Annotated in this window: 14 protein-coding genes and 1 pseudogene; 10 read left to right on the forward strand and 5 right to left on the reverse strand. The window is 42.6% G+C overall.

What is annotated here, in order from left to right; translation table 11 throughout:
• Window positions 1–408: 408 nt before the first annotated feature.
• Together F6K51_RS31675 and F6K51_RS31680 are read right to left on the reverse strand one after the other, a co-directional pair.
• Complete coding sequence (locus F6K51_RS31675) at window positions 409–2,124, reverse strand: dynamin family protein (RefSeq protein WP_293028180.1); 1,716 nt, start codon at window positions 2,122–2,124, stop codon at window positions 409–411.
• Between the two features lie 244 nt (window positions 2,125–2,368).
• Window positions 2,369–2,686 carry a hypothetical protein gene (locus F6K51_RS31680; protein ID WP_293028184.1) on the reverse strand — a complete coding sequence of 106 codons (318 nt, stop codon included), beginning with the start codon at window positions 2,684–2,686 and terminating at the stop codon, window positions 2,369–2,371.
• A 26-nt stretch (window positions 2,687–2,712) separates the two neighbouring features.
• On the opposite strand from F6K51_RS31680, the gene F6K51_RS31685 reads away from it, so the two are divergent.
• Together F6K51_RS31685 and F6K51_RS31690 are read left to right on the forward strand one after the other, a co-directional pair.
• Complete coding sequence (locus tag F6K51_RS31685) at window positions 2,713–3,825, forward strand: PD-(D/E)XK nuclease family transposase (RefSeq protein ID WP_293028188.1); 1,113 nt, start codon at window positions 2,713–2,715, stop codon at window positions 3,823–3,825.
• A 76-nt stretch (window positions 3,826–3,901) separates the two neighbouring features.
• Window positions 3,902–4,867 (forward strand): Rpn family recombination-promoting nuclease/putative transposase, encoded by a 966-nt coding sequence (locus F6K51_RS31690; RefSeq protein ID WP_293028192.1) that lies wholly within the window; start codon window positions 3,902–3,904, stop codon window positions 4,865–4,867.
• A gap of 42 nt (window positions 4,868–4,909) precedes the next feature.
• On the opposite strand, the gene F6K51_RS31695 is transcribed toward F6K51_RS31690, so the two are convergent.
• Window positions 4,910–6,910 (reverse strand): family 10 glycosylhydrolase, encoded by a 2,001-nt coding sequence (locus tag F6K51_RS31695; RefSeq protein ID WP_293028197.1) that lies wholly within the window; start codon window positions 6,908–6,910, stop codon window positions 4,910–4,912.
• A 318-nt stretch (window positions 6,911–7,228) separates the two neighbouring features.
• A complete protein-coding gene (locus F6K51_RS31700; protein WP_293028202.1) occupies window positions 7,229–7,714 on the reverse strand; it encodes a hypothetical protein in 486 nt (161 codons plus the stop codon).
• A gap of 101 nt (window positions 7,715–7,815) precedes the next feature.
• Between F6K51_RS31700 and hetZ the strand changes: the two genes are divergently transcribed.
• The 8 genes and pseudogenes from hetZ (at window position 7,816) to F6K51_RS31735 (ending at window position 15,296) form a co-directional block, all read left to right on the forward strand.
• The gene (hetZ, locus tag F6K51_RS31705; protein ID WP_293028231.1) at window positions 7,816–8,979 is read left to right on the forward strand and encodes a heterocyst differentiation protein HetZ; all 1,164 of its coding nucleotides are present in this window, start codon (window positions 7,816–7,818) and stop codon (window positions 8,977–8,979) included.
• Window positions 8,972–10,075: a hypothetical protein gene (locus tag F6K51_RS31710; protein WP_293028205.1), complete on the forward strand. Its 1,104-nt coding sequence runs from the start codon at window positions 8,972–8,974 to the stop codon at window positions 10,073–10,075. The genes hetZ and F6K51_RS31710 overlap by 8 nt, the downstream gene beginning before the upstream one ends.
• Window positions 10,076–10,122: 47 nt before the next feature.
• A complete protein-coding gene (locus tag F6K51_RS38705) occupies window positions 10,123–10,203 on the forward strand; it encodes a pentapeptide repeat-containing protein (protein ID WP_365940421.1) in 81 nt (26 codons plus the stop codon).
• Window positions 10,204–10,282: 79 nt separating this feature from the next.
• Window positions 10,283–10,339 (forward strand): annotated as a pseudogene (locus F6K51_RS31715) (hypothetical protein); the annotation flags it as partial.
• A gap of 39 nt (window positions 10,340–10,378) precedes the next feature.
• Window positions 10,379–12,643 (forward strand): DUF4129 domain-containing transglutaminase family protein, encoded by a 2,265-nt coding sequence (locus F6K51_RS31720; RefSeq protein WP_293028208.1) that lies wholly within the window; start codon window positions 10,379–10,381, stop codon window positions 12,641–12,643.
• A gap of 241 nt (window positions 12,644–12,884) precedes the next feature.
• The gene (locus tag F6K51_RS31725) at window positions 12,885–13,772 is read left to right on the forward strand and encodes an AEC family transporter (protein WP_293028214.1); all 888 of its coding nucleotides are present in this window, start codon (window positions 12,885–12,887) and stop codon (window positions 13,770–13,772) included.
• A gap of 627 nt (window positions 13,773–14,399) precedes the next feature.
• Entirely contained in the window at window positions 14,400–14,903 is a 504-nt protein-coding gene (locus tag F6K51_RS31730; protein ID WP_293028218.1) for a hypothetical protein, read from the forward strand.
• 114 nt (window positions 14,904–15,017) lie between these two features.
• Window positions 15,018–15,296, forward strand: a complete 279-nt coding sequence (locus F6K51_RS31735; RefSeq protein WP_293028222.1) for a hypothetical protein — start codon at window positions 15,018–15,020, stop codon at window positions 15,294–15,296.
• A gap of 79 nt (window positions 15,297–15,375) precedes the next feature.
• On the opposite strand, the gene F6K51_RS31740 is transcribed toward F6K51_RS31735, so the two are convergent.
• Window positions 15,376–15,657, reverse strand: a complete 282-nt coding sequence (locus F6K51_RS31740; RefSeq protein ID WP_293028227.1) for a hypothetical protein — start codon at window positions 15,655–15,657, stop codon at window positions 15,376–15,378.
• Between the last annotated feature and the right edge of the window lie 140 nt (window positions 15,658–15,797).

Raw genomic sequence — 15,797 nt, forward strand, 5'->3', positions numbered from 1 at the left:
AGTTCATCTGTCCCTTCACTAACATTTGTAGCAATAGGACGATTTTGGGGTAATGGCTTTACGCTCAGCTGTTTCCTATCGATGTATCCTGAGGATCCAGTTCCTTTAGCAGTGAATTGGATTTCCTTGTCTTTATTGCTATCTGTGCTGCTCATATCCCTCCTGGGACTCCTTAATCAGAGTCAAAAATACCTTATTATATAGCTACATCTGGTCTAAGTTGACCAAGTTAGGCTTACAGTAAACAAAAACTACTGTCAAGGTTATACTATCACATTTGATAGCCGTTTGAAGCTATTGACAGCATCAGCTCTCTAGATTTTGGCCTCAACAATCATCATTCTGCCAGCAATAGTGAACCGATTCATCGGCCATAACCCAATAGTTAAGGCCAATAACCAATAACCATTAACTATTAACCATTAACTCTAATAAATCCTTAGCCTTGCTCTGGATTGTTCTATACTCCTTAAGGATTGGTTCTATTCCTTCTTCTTCCTTTTCCACATAATCATCTAAATCTCCAAATACTCTTTTTATTTCTTCATATATCAGAGTATATTTGAATTTAAGTTGCTCTTTAATATCTGATATCAACTTAGTTTTATCACTATCTAATTTTTTGCTAATCTTGCTAATGATCATTCTTTTTTTAAGATAAAGCGCTCCCCCGGAAACTAAAATCCCAACTCCGGCAAATGCAGCACCGATAATATCCAATATTACTATTTCTGTTATCGCCATAAATAGGCCAGCAATTACTGTTACTGCCGCTCCACCTAATACATTGGTGGCGACTCCACTAGCGTTAGATTTTAAAGTATTGATAAACTCAGCATCTTCAAGGAGTTTAGATGCTTTTTGCTTAACGTCTTCAAACACCTCATGACGGCGCTCAATAACTTGGATAGATAGATGGCTATTACTGGAATAATTCTGGATAGTATTTAAATCTTGTATTAACGAATCAATTAGGTTTTTAATATCCCCTAAAAAATGGTGTGTCCCCTCTTTTAAGGTTTCTTCTAACGACACTTGTAGCTCTGGTTCATACTTGGCCTTGATCTGATCGATCCAGGCTTGGATCGAGGCATTTTTATTAACGGTACCAACAACGGACTTATTGATTAGTTTAGGAAAGGTGAAACCAGCGCTAAAATCGGATTTTATTTGCTCAGCAACTAGATCATAGTTGGCGGCTAACTTATCCACCAGTTTACTAATCTCATCTTGAGACTTTTTTTCACCGACAGCTAGTTTAGTTTTGATTCGTTCTACTGATGATTTATCCAGCTCTAGTTGCCGTTGGATAGATTTTAATTCATGCTCTAATTCATCAATCACGTTTTGAGTGCGATCGCTAATTGATTTCAGTTTAATTTTATAAGTCTCCCCACCGGTAACCATATCATTAATAAATCCTCTCACTTCCCTAAACCCACTCCCCTCTTCATTCCCATTGTTTTCTAATTCCGCTGATGTCGCAAAAACTATAGGAGACTCAATATGTCGTTGACTAGCATAGTCTTTAACTCTCTGAGTATTTCGGCTTAATTCTTCTGGTTTAGTTAAATCAGACTGTTGAAGTATAAAGACTACTTTTTTACGCCATTGCTCACTAACATAATCCAGGAGTTCCCAAGCTGTTTTATGATAGGGATTCTTAGCGAAAAATACAAAAAACACTAAATCACTGTTAGGAATATAGTTTTCAGTAATCTCTTGGTGGTTGTCCAGAATCGTATTCGTTCCAGGAGTATCGACAATTGATAAAGTTTTCAAAATGTCAATCGGTAAACCAATTTTTCGTAACGTTGGGCTAATCTCCTTTTCAAAAGGCTCCTCTGAATAAACAATTTGTTGAATAACATCCGTACATGGCTCAACATCAGTTTTACAAATTTCTTCTTGAAGGAGGGCATTAATAAAGCTACTTTTCCCGGCTTTGACTTCTCCAACAATAACTAATAAAAACGGTTCATTACTATTTTTTTGTATCGTCCTGATTTTTGACTGTAATTCCGGTTTATTGATTTGACTAACAAATTTATGCAAATCTTGTAACAGGTCATCAATATCAAGTTGGTGGTTGTACAAGACTTGATCAATAATTTGATTGTTCATTAAAATTACTCCCCTAGAGTATACTATCCTACCTAAATTAGGACAAAATAATTATTAAATATAGCTATGGTAGATTAATTATAGTTATTTTCAAAGCATATCGCAAGGTAAAAACTCTGATCAGGTAAACATTCAACTCTCAGCTGTCAGGCATCAGCCCTTGATTAGTCATTAATCAGTAGTCATTGGTCATTTGTCTAATGCGTTCGCGAACGGAACATCGCATCTTAACAAGACTCAGCCGTCAGGGATTAGCCCTGAATATTATTTCACTCGATTCTAGTTTGCGTTCGCGAAGCGGCTCGTACCGAGCATTATGAATCGGGGGGTAGAGTCCCAATGTTGACGAGACCCGAATCCCCTCATATCGTTGTAAATTTTCTCGAAGTGCTGACGCAGTTGAGGAAGAATAACCTTTAAAATCTCTCTCACGGTAACTAACTGAAATTGACAAAATTTGCTTATTGTCTAAGTTTAATACCTCTTGGCTAGGTTTGTCTAAAGACCATTGCTCAGGACTGAGCCACTGATCCAGTATAATGAAATTAAGTCGAAATGGCATAGTGCTTGTAGATAGCAAGACTAATCATGGCAGCAACACACATACGCTTTGACTGGGCGATCAAAAAACAACTGCGGGATAAAGCTAATTATGTTGTCCTCGAAGGCTTTATCAGCGAATTACTCGGACAAGTGATTACCATTGAATCAATACTAGAAAGTGAAAGTAATCCTCAGACACAAGACAATAAACTAAACCGGGTGGATATTCTAGCTCTCAATAGTGCCGGGGAGTTATTGCTAGTGGAGGTTCAAAATAGTTCGGAAAATGATTACTTTCAGCGGATGTTATTTGGAGTTTCGACTCTGATTACCGAATATCTGGATAAAGGAGAGCCTTATAGTCAAGTCAAAAAGGTCTACTCCATTAATATAGTTTACTTTCCCCTCGGCCAAGGAGAAGATTACATATATCAGGGTAACTTAAATTTCATCGGACGTCATATCCAGGACAGATTAGAGCCATCAAATCTCCAGAAGGAGTTGTTCAAAATTGAGCAGGTGTACCAAATATTTCCGGAATATTACATCTTGAGAGTGAAACAGTTTAATGATGTGACTAGAAACAGTTTGGATGAATGGATATATTTCCTGAAAAATAGTGAAATCAAGGAGGAATTCCAAGCCAGGGGATTAGCCCAAGCCAAGGAAAACCTGAGGATTGAGAGTCTACCGAATACAGAAAAGGCAGCCTATCAGAAATATCTGGAAGATAAACGGTATGAAATTAGTATGCTGGAAGGGGCAGAGGCAGTGGGAGAATTAAGGGGCAGAGAAGAGGGCAGAAAAGAGGGCAGAGAAGAGGGCAGAAAAGAGGGCAGAGAAGAGGGCAGAAAAGAGGGCATAGAGCAGGGCATAGAACAGGGCATAAAACAGGGCATAGAACAGGGCATAGAACAGGGCATAGAACAGGGCATAGAGCAGGGCATAGAACAGGGCATAGAGCAGGGCATAGAACAGGGCATTCAACAAGAACGTCGTGCTAGCTTGGAGCGAATACTTCAACTACGATTTGGAACGATTCCTTCAGAGATATCTGAAAAAATTCAAGGCTTAGATATCCAACAATTGGACAACTTGATGGCAACGGCATTAACAGCTAGTTCTTTAGATGAGTTTAGCAAAAATCTGCCGAATTAATGGCCAGGTGTTAAACTAGAAGTCTAAAGGAAATTAAGTCGAAATGGCATAGTGCTTGTAGATAGCAAGACTAATCATGGCAGCAACACACATACGCTTTGACTGGGCGATCAAAAAACAACTGCGGGATAAAGCTAATTATGTTGTCCTCGAAGGCTTTATCAGCGAATTACTCGGACAAGTGATTACCATTGAATCAATACTAGAAAGTGAAAGTAATCCTCAGACACAAGACAATAAACTAAACCGGGTGGATATTCTAGCTCTCAATAGTGCGGGAGAGTTATTGCTGGTGGAGGTGCAAAATAGTTCGGAAAATGATTACTTTCAGCGGATGTTATTTGGAGTCTCGACTCTGATTACCGAATATCTGGATAAAGGAGAGCCTTATAGTCAAATCAAAAAGGTCTACTCCATTAATATAGTTTACTTTCCCCTCGGCCAAGGACAAGATTACATTTATAAGGCGAAATTAGATTTCCGAGGACGTCATATCCAGGACAGATTAGAGCCATCAAATCTCCAAAAGGAGTTGTTCAAAATTGAGCAGGTGTACCAGATATTTCCGGAATATTACATCTTGAGAGTGAAACAGTTTGATGATGTGATCAGAAACAGTTTGGATGAATGGATATATTTCCTGAAAAATAGTGAAATCAAGGAGGAATTCCAAGCCAGGGGATTAGCCCAAGCCAAGGAAAACCTGAGGATTGAGAGTCTACCGAATACCGAAAAGGCAGCCTATCAGAAATATCTGGAAGATAAACGGTATGAAATTAGTATGCTGGAAGGGGCAGAGGCAGTGGGAGAGTTAAGGGGCAGAGAAGAGGGCATAAAAGAGGGCAGACAACAGGGGATATTAGAAGGCATTCAACAAGAACGTCGTGCTAACTTGGAGCGAATACTCCAACTACGATTTGGAACGATTCCTTCAGAGATATCTGGGAAAATCCAAGGTAATGATCTCCAACAACTGGACAACTTGATGGCAACAGCATTAACAGCTAATTCTTTAGATGAGTTTAGCCAACATCTGCCTTAACCATTGAACCTACCCTACGGGAACGCCAAGGGCGAACAACCTTTAACCCAACGATACAACAACTCCTAAACTTTCATTCCCAATCCTATCCACTGCTGACAAGGCATAGATTCCCGACTCTAGCGCTATCTCCAGCGTGGCTGAATTCAGGATTTTGTACAACCTCCAAACCCCATCTTGTTGTCGATAAAGGGTCCAATAACAAATTTCTCCATCACAAACTTTCTGCCAACTTAGCTTACCATCTCTTGCTCTGACATTACCTGGTGTCTTAGGTGGCTCAGTCTTTAACCACTCCATAGTAGGAACAACAGCAGGTTCAGAATATATAGAGCTTTTGAACTGGTCAACCACCTCTAAACGATTTTCTGTGAATACTTTCATGCTATAGAAAATATTTCCTAGGGAGAGTTGAGACACTAGATCGCGGCTAATTTCAACTTGTTCTTCATACTCAGAAATCGGCCACTCTTCTCCATCTAACTTACTGAGTCTATTCCCAGAATAAATGTGTCGATTTTTAGGATTATTTTCTGTCCACCATTGCAGTAAAACCGGATAACTTTGGGCAGGAGGCTCAATCCGCCAGTAAAGTTGAGGAGCAATATAATCGACCCAACCTTCTTCTAACCATTTTTTAGGGTCAGCATAGATAGCTTCATATTGATCTAATCCCTTAATTTGAGGAGGTTGTCCAGGACGATAAATTCCAAAAGGACTAATCCCAAATTTAACTGTTGGCTTAGTAGCTTTAATGCCAGTGTAGAGACGCTCAACTATCTTATTCACATTGTCCCTGCGCCAATCCCCCAAACTCAGTTCACCCCCAGCTTCCTGATAAGCTTCATAAGTTTTTTGATCAGGAAAATCTTGATCTTTGATAGGATAAGGATAGAAATAGTCATCCAGATGAATCCCATCGACATCATAACGACCCACTACATCCAGAATCACGTTATAAGTCCAGTCTTGAACTGTTTTTACTCCTGGATCCATCCACAATTGCTTACCGTATTGATACACATAGTTTGAATGGGTAACGCTGATGTGAGGCTTGACTTTTGTGGAAACTTGTGATCCTGTTGCAGCACGGAACGGATTAAACCAGGCGTGTAGTTCAATATTGCGATTGTGACATTCTGCGATCGCAAACTCCAGCGGGTCGTAAAATGGTTCTGGTGGTTGCCCTTGGGTACCTGTTAGCCATTCACTCCAAGGTTCTAATTCTGAGGCATATAAAGCATCTGCTGTAGGTCGTACCTGTAAAAACATAGCATTGAGGTTAAGTTCCTCAATCCGGTCAATAATCTCGATCAGTTCCTCTTGTTGGTTTTCAGCTGCTAGACCCTTTTCAGACGGCCAGTCAATGTTCCAGACACTGGCAACCCAAACTCCCCGAAACTCTCGCTGATGGCTAACCTCCCTAGTGGTTTGGAAAGCAACCGTGTATTTTGAGTTTAGGTCCGGCACCTGACCCAAATACGCCAAAGCTTGATAGATAAACGCTGCCACATCAGCACGAGTTGCCACTTGAGTGGGTCGCAGTCGCTTGGGATTGGGATAATTGACGATTATTTTAGCATCCGTAGCGGTGGCTATCCTGTCTCGGGCATAACCAGGAATTTTATCCACATCTTGATAGAGTTGGGGTAGCTCTATCTGTACATCCGATATCTCACTCAAGGGAAGGTTCAAGCCAGATGCGATCGCTACCAAGGCTTCCACTCGAACCAGATTAGTGTCTGGGCGGAAGCGATTACCAGGATAACCCGACATAAAGCCAGTTTCGTAAGCATATTGAATCGCCTCCAAAGCCCAGTGTTTCTGTGATACATCAATAAACTTCGGAGCAGATCGTTGTTTTTCGGGTTGGGAAAAAGCGTTTTTTAATATGGCAGCAAACTGAGATCGATTGATGGGTAGATTAGGTCGGAATCTGCCATCAGGGAAACCGCTAATCATTCCCTGATTGGCTAAACCTTCAATAAATGGCTTTGCCCAGTGATTTTCCGTATCAGGGAAGCCAGTTTTAGAAGCTACCATAGTTTTATTGCGAGGCATATTGGGGGCTTAACCGCAATTTTAGCCGCACCATTATAGCAAGTGGCAAATTAATATCAAGTTGCGTTTACAGATAGTAAATTCACCGATGGGGAGATGGTCAGAGGTCGTGATGGCAGGGAATAACTATATTGAATACATGAAAAGTCCCTAGATCAGACCGGATAAGTAATGAAGTGATCAGGGGTGATGGTAATAATTTGTGATTCAATAGTCTTTTGTCAGTTATCCCCTCATCCACTCATCCCCTCATCCGCTCATCTCCTCATCCGCTCATCCCTTGCTCTGGTGAAGCCATAGTTAAGCAATATCAGGGGGTTGATTGTTAGAATCTGACTTGGGTGCTGACCGGATTTGCTGTAGTTGACCTTGTATTAAATTTCGTAGGTCCTCTCGAGAGACCTCTGAACCAACCGCTAAATTACCAGGTGTATCAAAGAAAACAGTACTAGTGACGGTGTCGATTGCCAACATCTGAAACAAAATGTGAGTGACTGGCACCCCGCACGCCATAAGTTGAGGATCCCAATCAGAATGAAAATTGGCAGCATCTTGAACAGTCGGAAAAGCATAAATAACATTTTTCTCCAGATCAGGGTTAGCACGATTACTCAGTGTCGTCAACACCCAACCTTGGTCAAGATTTTGGAGAATGTAATATTCCAGATGGTTTAGTTGTTCCGCCAGAAGTTTGAGTACTGGAGCGATCGCTTCAATCGCTTGAGGCGTCGTTCCATCTTGTGGAGCATTATCAATCAAATTGTTAATTTGTTCGTCTAATTCCATAGGAGCTATAGGGTGAGGAATTTGGCTGCACATAGTCTAAACCTAAATCAAATTTGTCGAGAGTACCTGTATGTTAGGGTCGTTATTGAATGAAAATCATGATGAGGGAAGTCTGCCTGGGCGTGGAAGGACTATTTGAACTGCTGTATAACGAACTCCGGCAGTCCACTCGTGCTTCTAAGCAAAACTGCCAGGACGTAGCAAGACGTATCGCTGATGAAGTTAATCGTATTTGCAATGAAAGTAATCGGATTCAAACCTCTGGGGATGTGGACAGCTGGGCTCAAAACCTCGCTAACCATCGTCTCAAGCAAGTTTGTCATTACTACAAACTGGGGTCGCTCCAAGGAAGGGTAGAACTACAGAGTACTCTTAGTGCGATTATCTACCGCTACATTACACCCCATCAAACGCCGACCAGTTACCAGGCGCGGCTGAATATGATTGAAGATTTCTTACAGGGATTCTATGCCGAAGCCTTAAATGCCTTTCGGCGGGAAACCTCCCTGGAGGAAACCTATCGTCCCCGCAGTCTCCTGGAACTATCAGAATATATGGCGTTTACAGAGCGCTATGGTAAACGACGTATTCCTTTACCCGGTCGCCGTTCCCAACAGTTGGTCATTCTACGTGCTCAAACCTTTTCCCAACAGCAACCTCCAGAAACCTCTGTGGATATGGATACAGCAGCGGAAGGAGCAGCACAGGAGTCAGATGCGACTTGGAATGATGCGGCGATCCAGCAGGTGCGGGAGGCAATGGTATTATCAGACTCTGAACCCCTAGACTCCAGCCTGCGGGAAACTGTAATCAAAGAATTATTCGCCTATCTCAAAGAACGCCAGCAACAGGATTGTGCGGATTACTTTACTCTGCGGCTGAAAGACCTGCCAACCAGGGAAATTGAGGAGATTTTAGGCATCAATCCCAGACAGCGGGACTATTTACAACAACGGTTTAAGTATCATCTGATTCGGTTTGCTCTGTCTCACCGCTGGGAATTGGTACATCAGTGGCTGGGAGCAGATTTGGATCGAAATCTGGGGCTAACACCAAAAGAATGGCAACGATTTCAACAAAAACTGAGCTCCCAACAGTCAGAATTACTTAAACTCAAACAACAAGGTTACTCCAATGAACAAATTTCTAAGACCTTGGGTTGTACACTAAACCAGGCACAGAAGCGATGGTTTAAGTTGCTCGAAATTGCCTGGGATATTCGTAATAGTTCAGTATCCGGATCCGGTAGATCTAAAGATGAATAGTGACATAGATAACAATATGGACGCTTTCTATAGCCGCTTAATGGCTTGGCTAAAAGAGTCCCGTCCCGCTGCTTCAATACCATCAAACGGTCAAGTAAACGATACTGTACCTCTGGGTGAGACAACAGCAGCGGATTTTGACTTTGATGTATATCCCCTGGATTTATCAGAATCACTGGACTTGGAAAACTTGAACATTGTCCCTAATCACAATGGCGAAGCGGCTTTAGACCGCATGTGGGTGAATTCACTAGAATCGAACACCCATGATGACCTTACACTAGGCGGTGAAATCCGCCGCTACAACTTGGGAGAGATGTCAACCGTGCAAAATCGTTTCCAGACGCTATTGAAGCGCAAACTACAAGCTCAAATTGAACTTAACCCACCTCTGTTTCCTTGGGAGACAGAAATTTCAGACTATGAAACTGATATTGTTGACGCAATAGCGGAGTCTTGGGTTTCCGGAGTTAGGTTTTGGATGCCACAGTTGTCTAACTTGGCCTTACCAACTGCCATACCAGAAAACGTTTTATCTCAATTGCTAGAAGCCTGCTCTGAGGCAGTGTCTTCCCAGTATCAGCTAGGAGCTAAACTGGTTAGGGCAGTTCAAAAGCTGTTTCCTGACGAATTCTATGCCCTTAACTCCTGGAGTGGCAGGATCTTGATGACACCTACCCGTTCTCCAGAAGAACAACTGCAATCCCTACCTTACGAAGAAGCTAACAATGAGCAAAAGATGGTCTTGGCTCTGTTAGCAGCTAAGGAAATTCTTACCACCCTCACCATTCCAGTTTCACCAAATCAAACTCCTGTGGAGCGCCAGTGGGAGACTAGTGCTGGTTTAGTAACTCTGCGAGCAGAATATCATCAAGAAGATGGTGTGTCTCAGCTACGGGTCAGCACTCGTTTGCCTAGAGGTGGTAGCTTGACTCTAGGTACACCTCAAGCCTCGGCAAAAGCAGAACGTACCTATCCAGGTTACCTGAGTGTAGAATCCTATGATTTACAACCCAATCAGATTTGTTCTATCGAGATTCGCTTCGATCATGGAGAACAGAAACCTTTGACCTTTGCAATCTGCCCGACAAATTAGTCAGAATACTTGCAGGTTAACAGGTTGCAGGTTAACAGGTTAGTAGGTTGCAGGTTAACAGGTTAACAGGTTGCAGGTTAACAGGTTGCAGGTTAACAGGTTGCAGGTTAACAGGTTGCAGGTTATAACCTTGGCCAAAAGGCCACGCTACGCGAACAACATTCCAACCTTCAACATTCCAACCTTCAACAGTCCAACCTTCAACAGTCCAACCTTCAACATTCCAACCTTCAACATTCCAACCTTCAACATTCCAACCTTTAACATTCCAAGCTTGACATATAACCTCGGAGCGCATCTACCATGGTGAGTCAGTTTTGGCAGCGTCTTGAGGCCAAGCCATTGCCTCCTACAGAGGAGTCGATTTCGTTAAGGGTGTTGGTGCAGGCACTGGTAGTAGTAGGAATTGTGGCTGTTGATGTGGCCGCATCTACCTTCTGGAGTCTTTGGGCAGTACCCTTAAGTATTGTGGGAGCAACCTGGAGTTGGTATCGTCGTCGCCAACGTAACATTGCTCTGAAATTCTTGCTGGCATTGGGGATGTTGCTGGCATTGGGAGCCTTTTTGGGCAATGTGTTCAGTCAGCTCAATGATACCCGCTTGGCTCTAGCTCAGTTGTTAGTTCAGCTGCAGATTCTCCATAGCTTTGACTTGCCCCGCCGCAAGGATTTGGGCTATTCGATGGTAATTGGGCTAATCCTGTTGGGGGTCGCTGGTACTGTGAGTCAGACTCTGGCGTTTGCCCCTCTGTTGTTAGTATTTTTAGCGATCGCATTACCGGTTCTTGTCCTGGATTACCAGTCACGCTTGGGTATATCTACGGCTAAAAAAAGTAAAAAATTATACGGTTTTACTCCCAACTACTCACCCATACCCCTAAAGCGTCTCATTTTATTTATTGGTGTAATTATAGCGCTAGGGTTAACCATTTTTGCTCTGATGCCTCGTTTCCCTGGCTATCAAATCCAGATGTATCCCGTCAGTGCTCCTGGGGAAATGGCAAACCGGAGATTTGATTCACAAAATAGGTTAATTGTTAACCCTGGCTATGTGAGCGAAGGGAAACAGCAAGGGGAAAATGGTAGTGGTGGCTCTCAAAACGCTACGGGTGCTGGTGAGTTGGATCAGACATTTTACTATGGCTTTAATAGCAAGATTAACCAGAATCTGCGGGGAGAACTGAAACCTAAGGTAGTGATGCGGGTGCGTTCTCAAGCACCGGGATTTTGGCGAGTGCTAGCGTTTGACCACTACACGGGTCAGGGTTGGGAAATTTCTCGGGATAATCAAGTCCAGAAAATAACTCGACCAAGCTGGTCCTATCGCTTCCAACTCTTACCTGCCTTGATCACAGGTCAAACCAAAAAGGTAATTCAAACCTACACAGCTGTATCAGAACTGCCGAATCTGATTCCCGCTTTGGCCTATCCGAAGGAATTGTTCTTTCCGTCGCGGGAAATCGGTATTGGACCAGAAGGCAGTTTGCGATCGCCTTTAGGTTTATTAGAAGGACTGACCTATACCGTAATATCAGAAGTTCCATTTCGCGATCGCACTAAGTTGCAGCAAGCTGGGGATAACTACCCCAAGTCGATTCAAAACTACTATCTGGATATTCCCCCCCAAATTGCAGTGAGGGTCAGGCAACGTACTGAAGAACTCCTAGCCACTTCAGAGAAACCTATAACCTCTTCCTATGAAAAAGCCTTGTATCTAGCCCAGGCGGTTAAGCAGCGTTATCGCCTCCCCCAAGACCCCTCACAATTCCCTTTTTTAGAAGAAAATCAAGATTTGGTGGAAGCCTTTCTCTTCAAGTATCAAGGTGGTTATCCTGACCACTTCTCCACCACCCTCACGATTATGCTCCGTTCCATAGGCATCCCAGCCCGATTAGTGGCTGGATTTGGCACTGGCGAATTTAACCCCTTTACCGGGTTTTACATCGTCCGCAATACCGATGCCTATGCCATGACTGAGGTTTATTTCCCTAAATACGGTTGGTTTGCCTTTGACCCCATCCCAGGTCATGAATTGCTGCCCCCCTCCGTTGAGCAATATCAAACCTTTAGTGTCTTGCGCCAGTTTTGGCAGTGGGTAGCAGGTTGGCTCCCCTCACCAATCACTGGTTTACTGAGCAACCTATGGCATTTCACCATTGGTACCATTATCCGAATATTTGTTGGATTGTGGAAGATGGTATCTAGTGGTTGGTTAGGTATGTTGAGCGGCTTGATTTTAGCGATCGCATTTGGTTTTCTGAGCTGGCTAAGTTGGCATCAGTGGAAAAACTGGCGCTATCGTTTCTGGTTGGCAACATTGCCACCAATGGAACAGATTTACCAGCAAATGATCAGGATTTTAGCAACCAAAGGATATCTCAAACATCCGACTCAAACTCCACTTGAGTACGCTAGCTGTATAAGTCAAGACCAGCCTAAAGCATCCGCTGAGGTAATTGAGCAGATAGCGCATGCTTATATCCGTTGGCGTTATGGAGGTCACAGACCTAATATTAAACAACTGCGGCGGCGACTGAAGCAGTTTAGCAAAAATAGGTTTAAGGTTTAAGGTTTAAAGTTAAAGGTTGAATGTTGAATGTTTAAAGTTTAAAGTTAAAGGTTTAAACTTTAAAAGTTGTTCGCGTAGCGTGGCCTATTGGCTAAGGTTTAAAGTTTAAAGGTTGTTCGCCCCGTATTCGGTGTAGGGTCGAAGGTTGCTTGAAGGTCAACAGTTAACAGTCAACGGTCAACGGTCAACGGTCAACAAACAGACTTTTCCTTTAATGGGGTTCATCTAAAGTATTTATATAATGACTGTTCTTCTACCTGCTGTTGTTTCGGTCGGTTTAATTATCCTGATTGGATTTATTGCTGGTCGCACGTTATCTCTGGACAAGCAAACTCTTTCTCAGGTATCTCTTTATATTCTCGTACCAGCGTTGATAGCAGACAGCTTGTATCGGACAACTCTGTCTACCGAAAGCACCATTGGTTTAGTCGCTGGGTTGATCATTACCGCTGTGTTGCTTTACCTACTGAGTTGGGGATTAGGCAAACTGTTGAAATTACCACCAGTTGTCCAAAAAAGCTTTATGGTTGCTGCTATTTTTCCCAATGCTGGAAACCTGGGGCTTCCTCTCAATTCCTTTGCCTTTGGTACACCGGGTTTAGAACGCGCTATAGTTTACATGATCACAGCTGCCTTGTTGATGTTTGCTATTTGTCCCGCCTTACTTAAAGGGGGTAGTATTAGTTCTGGAGTGCGCTTAACCCTAAAACTACCGCTACTCTGGGCAATGCTGGCAGGATTAACCTGGCGTTTATTGCGCTTAAAACTGCCTTTAGGGCTAGATCAGGGTATTCACCAGTTGGGTATGGCAGCAATCCCTATCGATTTAATTGTGTTGGGGATACAATTGTCCCGCACCCGTTTGGTGATAGGACGGTATGAGGTGCTCGCCACTACCTTGCGTTTGTTGGTAGCTCCGCTAATTGCCCATACCGTTGGTCAAGCATTGGGACTGGAGGGATTAAATTTACAGGTGTTGGTGTTACAAAGTGCCATGCCTGTAGCAATTAGTACGGTAGTTTTGGTCACTGAGTTTGGGGGAGATCCTCCCTTAGTAGCACGGACAGTGGTTTTGTCTACCTTAGTCAGTTTCCTTTCTCTTCCCCTAGTTTTGTGGGCGACTACTTAGTTAGTATGTATCTATCGATAAGAGCTAAACTAGAGAATTAACGGACATAGAACTGTAAAAGATTTAACAGGATCAGTAATTATCTGGATTACTAAAGCCAGGTTAATTTGCCATGGTTACATACAGAGATTATTTCTCTGACTATCATGCTTGAACTAGCGCTTTCAGCAATTAAAAGCAGTCATGAATACTCAACTTGCCAGTCCACCTGCTCAACACGACAGTTTAAATATCCCTACTCCCTGGGGGGGCGCTTGTCGCCCCCCCCAGCCTCAAGGGGTAATAAATCTACTAACAACTCCCTGACCCATTAGCAGCGTTTTTAAGCATTTAGGCAATTTTTAAACAGGGTGCATTATATTTTCGGAGTAATATCAGGATGCATTTAACTATTATAAAAATTACCTGTTATCAGGTAAATATAGCTGATATGATACCCAAATTAAATTTGCTTATAAGGTGTTTTAAAATTCAATTTTTTTGCCAAACCAAAACCAAGTATGATCTTGAATTGATTAGCCACACTATTATCTAGTAAACCGAAACAAAAAATAACTTGGATGATCAGCAGAACAGTAGAACTACTAGTTCGTTTTGTTTGGCAATAGATGAATATTTTTTTTTATTTTGGGCAATCCTGAAGATACTCACGCTGCGCATATCAACCATGCTCTGACTAAGGCTGGAGGCAAGACAAACTATCTCGACACTTCTCTGTTTCCTACTAAATTACGACTATCTTGGCAGCCACACACTAAAGATGGACTTCTCACCCTATCCGATGGCTATCAATTACGTCTAAGAGATATTCGTAGCATCTTTTGGCGTAATTTTTCTGGAGTTCAAATTCCCCCAATCAAAAATCCATTACAGCAGAGAGTTGCTTTTAATGATGCTATGAGTACCCTAATAACGTTGATGCAAGGAAACTCAATTCACTGGGTTAAATCATGGCAAGCTTATGAATTTGATAAGGAAAAACCTCTACAATTGAGCAAAGCTGAACAAATGGGTGTAACGATTATCCATACTCTAATTAGTAATGATCCAGAGGCTATAATTAAATTTAGGAAGTCTTGTGACCAAGTGATTTTTAAGCCAGTCTATGGTGGTGCTCATGTCCAGTTTTGAACACAACAACATCTACAACCTGAACGACTCAACTTAGCCCTGCGGCTTTCTCCTGTTACTATACAGGAGTATATCCTTGGCACAAATATTCGCACCTATGTAATTGGGGATTCGATGTACTCGGCAGAAATTTGCTCCAAGTCTCTCGACTTCCGAGAAGATGTCGATGCTCAATTGATTCCGGTCAGGCTGCCAAAGACCGTGCAAGAGCAGTGCAAAGCTATCACTAGAGCGTTTTGGCTCCAGTGGACGGCGATTTGGCGTTTAAAGCCCAATGGTGAATACGTGTTTCTTGAAGCTAACCCCAGTCCGATGTTTTTACACTTTGAGCAACAAACTGGTTTCCCTATCACCCAAGAATTAGTTAATCTTCTGATGAGTGATATCAATTGAGTCCTGAGTCGGAAAGTGCAGAGTTCCGACTCAACAGTAAACAGTCAACAGTTAAAAGTTAATAGTCAACAGTTAACAGTCAACGGTTAACAACATTAGTATTAGACTTACAAGCTAAGGTGTGAAAACCATTCATGACATGAACCGTTGGAGTATCGGGCATGGGTATTGTGTACCAATCATTCTCCGATTCTTCTCGGCTGATTATACTACCCTGGGAATCGTATTGTTCAAAACGCAATGTACGTATCGAACGCTCAGGGCAATTAACTTGAACCGTGATAATGGCAGAATACACTCCTGGTTCGAGAGGATTACCAAATACTATTCTACTATCAAAGGAGTGGATGGGATTGCCCATTTCATCAGTGGTGGTTAGAGTCGATGCCTGGTATTACCCAGGGCACCTCTCCTTCAGAACTGGGCGTGAGACTTTCACCTCACCCAGCTCCTAGATATCCTCTCCTTTCGGAGTGCTCCAGTGTATCTGTTGATGGCAGC

This window comes from Moorena sp. SIO3I8, from assembly GCF_010692325.1.
In the GTDB taxonomy this organism is placed as follows: Bacteria; Cyanobacteriota; Cyanobacteriia; order Cyanobacteriales; family Coleofasciculaceae; genus Moorena.

What these genes read in the sequence shown, in the direction of transcription:
- F6K51_RS31675 (WP_293028180.1), bottom strand. Translation starts at nt 2,124, where the DNA reads ATGAACAATCAAATTATTGATCAAGTCTTGTACAACCACCAACTTGAT.
- F6K51_RS31680 (WP_293028184.1), bottom strand. Translation starts at nt 2,686, where the DNA reads ATGCCATTTCGACTTAATTTCATTATACTGGATCAGTGGCTCAGTCCT.
- F6K51_RS31685 (WP_293028188.1), top strand. Translation starts at nt 2,713, where the DNA reads ATGGCAGCAACACACATACGCTTTGACTGGGCGATCAAAAAACAACTG.
- F6K51_RS31690 (WP_293028192.1), top strand. Translation starts at nt 3,902, where the DNA reads ATGGCAGCAACACACATACGCTTTGACTGGGCGATCAAAAAACAACTG.
- F6K51_RS31695 (WP_293028197.1), bottom strand. Translation starts at nt 6,910, where the DNA reads ATGGTAGCTTCTAAAACTGGCTTCCCTGATACGGAAAATCACTGGGCA.
- F6K51_RS31700 (WP_293028202.1), bottom strand. Translation starts at nt 7,714, where the DNA reads ATGGAATTAGACGAACAAATTAACAATTTGATTGATAATGCTCCACAA.
- hetZ (WP_293028231.1), top strand. Translation starts at nt 7,816, where the DNA reads ATGAGGGAAGTCTGCCTGGGCGTGGAAGGACTATTTGAACTGCTGTAT.
- F6K51_RS31710 (WP_293028205.1), top strand. Translation starts at nt 8,972, where the DNA reads ATGAATAGTGACATAGATAACAATATGGACGCTTTCTATAGCCGCTTA.
- F6K51_RS31720 (WP_293028208.1), top strand. Translation starts at nt 10,379, where the DNA reads ATGGTGAGTCAGTTTTGGCAGCGTCTTGAGGCCAAGCCATTGCCTCCT.
- F6K51_RS31725 (WP_293028214.1), top strand. Translation starts at nt 12,885, where the DNA reads ATGACTGTTCTTCTACCTGCTGTTGTTTCGGTCGGTTTAATTATCCTG.
- F6K51_RS31735 (WP_293028222.1), top strand. Translation starts at nt 15,018, where the DNA reads ATGTACTCGGCAGAAATTTGCTCCAAGTCTCTCGACTTCCGAGAAGAT.
- F6K51_RS31740 (WP_293028227.1), bottom strand. Translation starts at nt 15,657, where the DNA reads ATGGGCAATCCCATCCACTCCTTTGATAGTAGAATAGTATTTGGTAAT.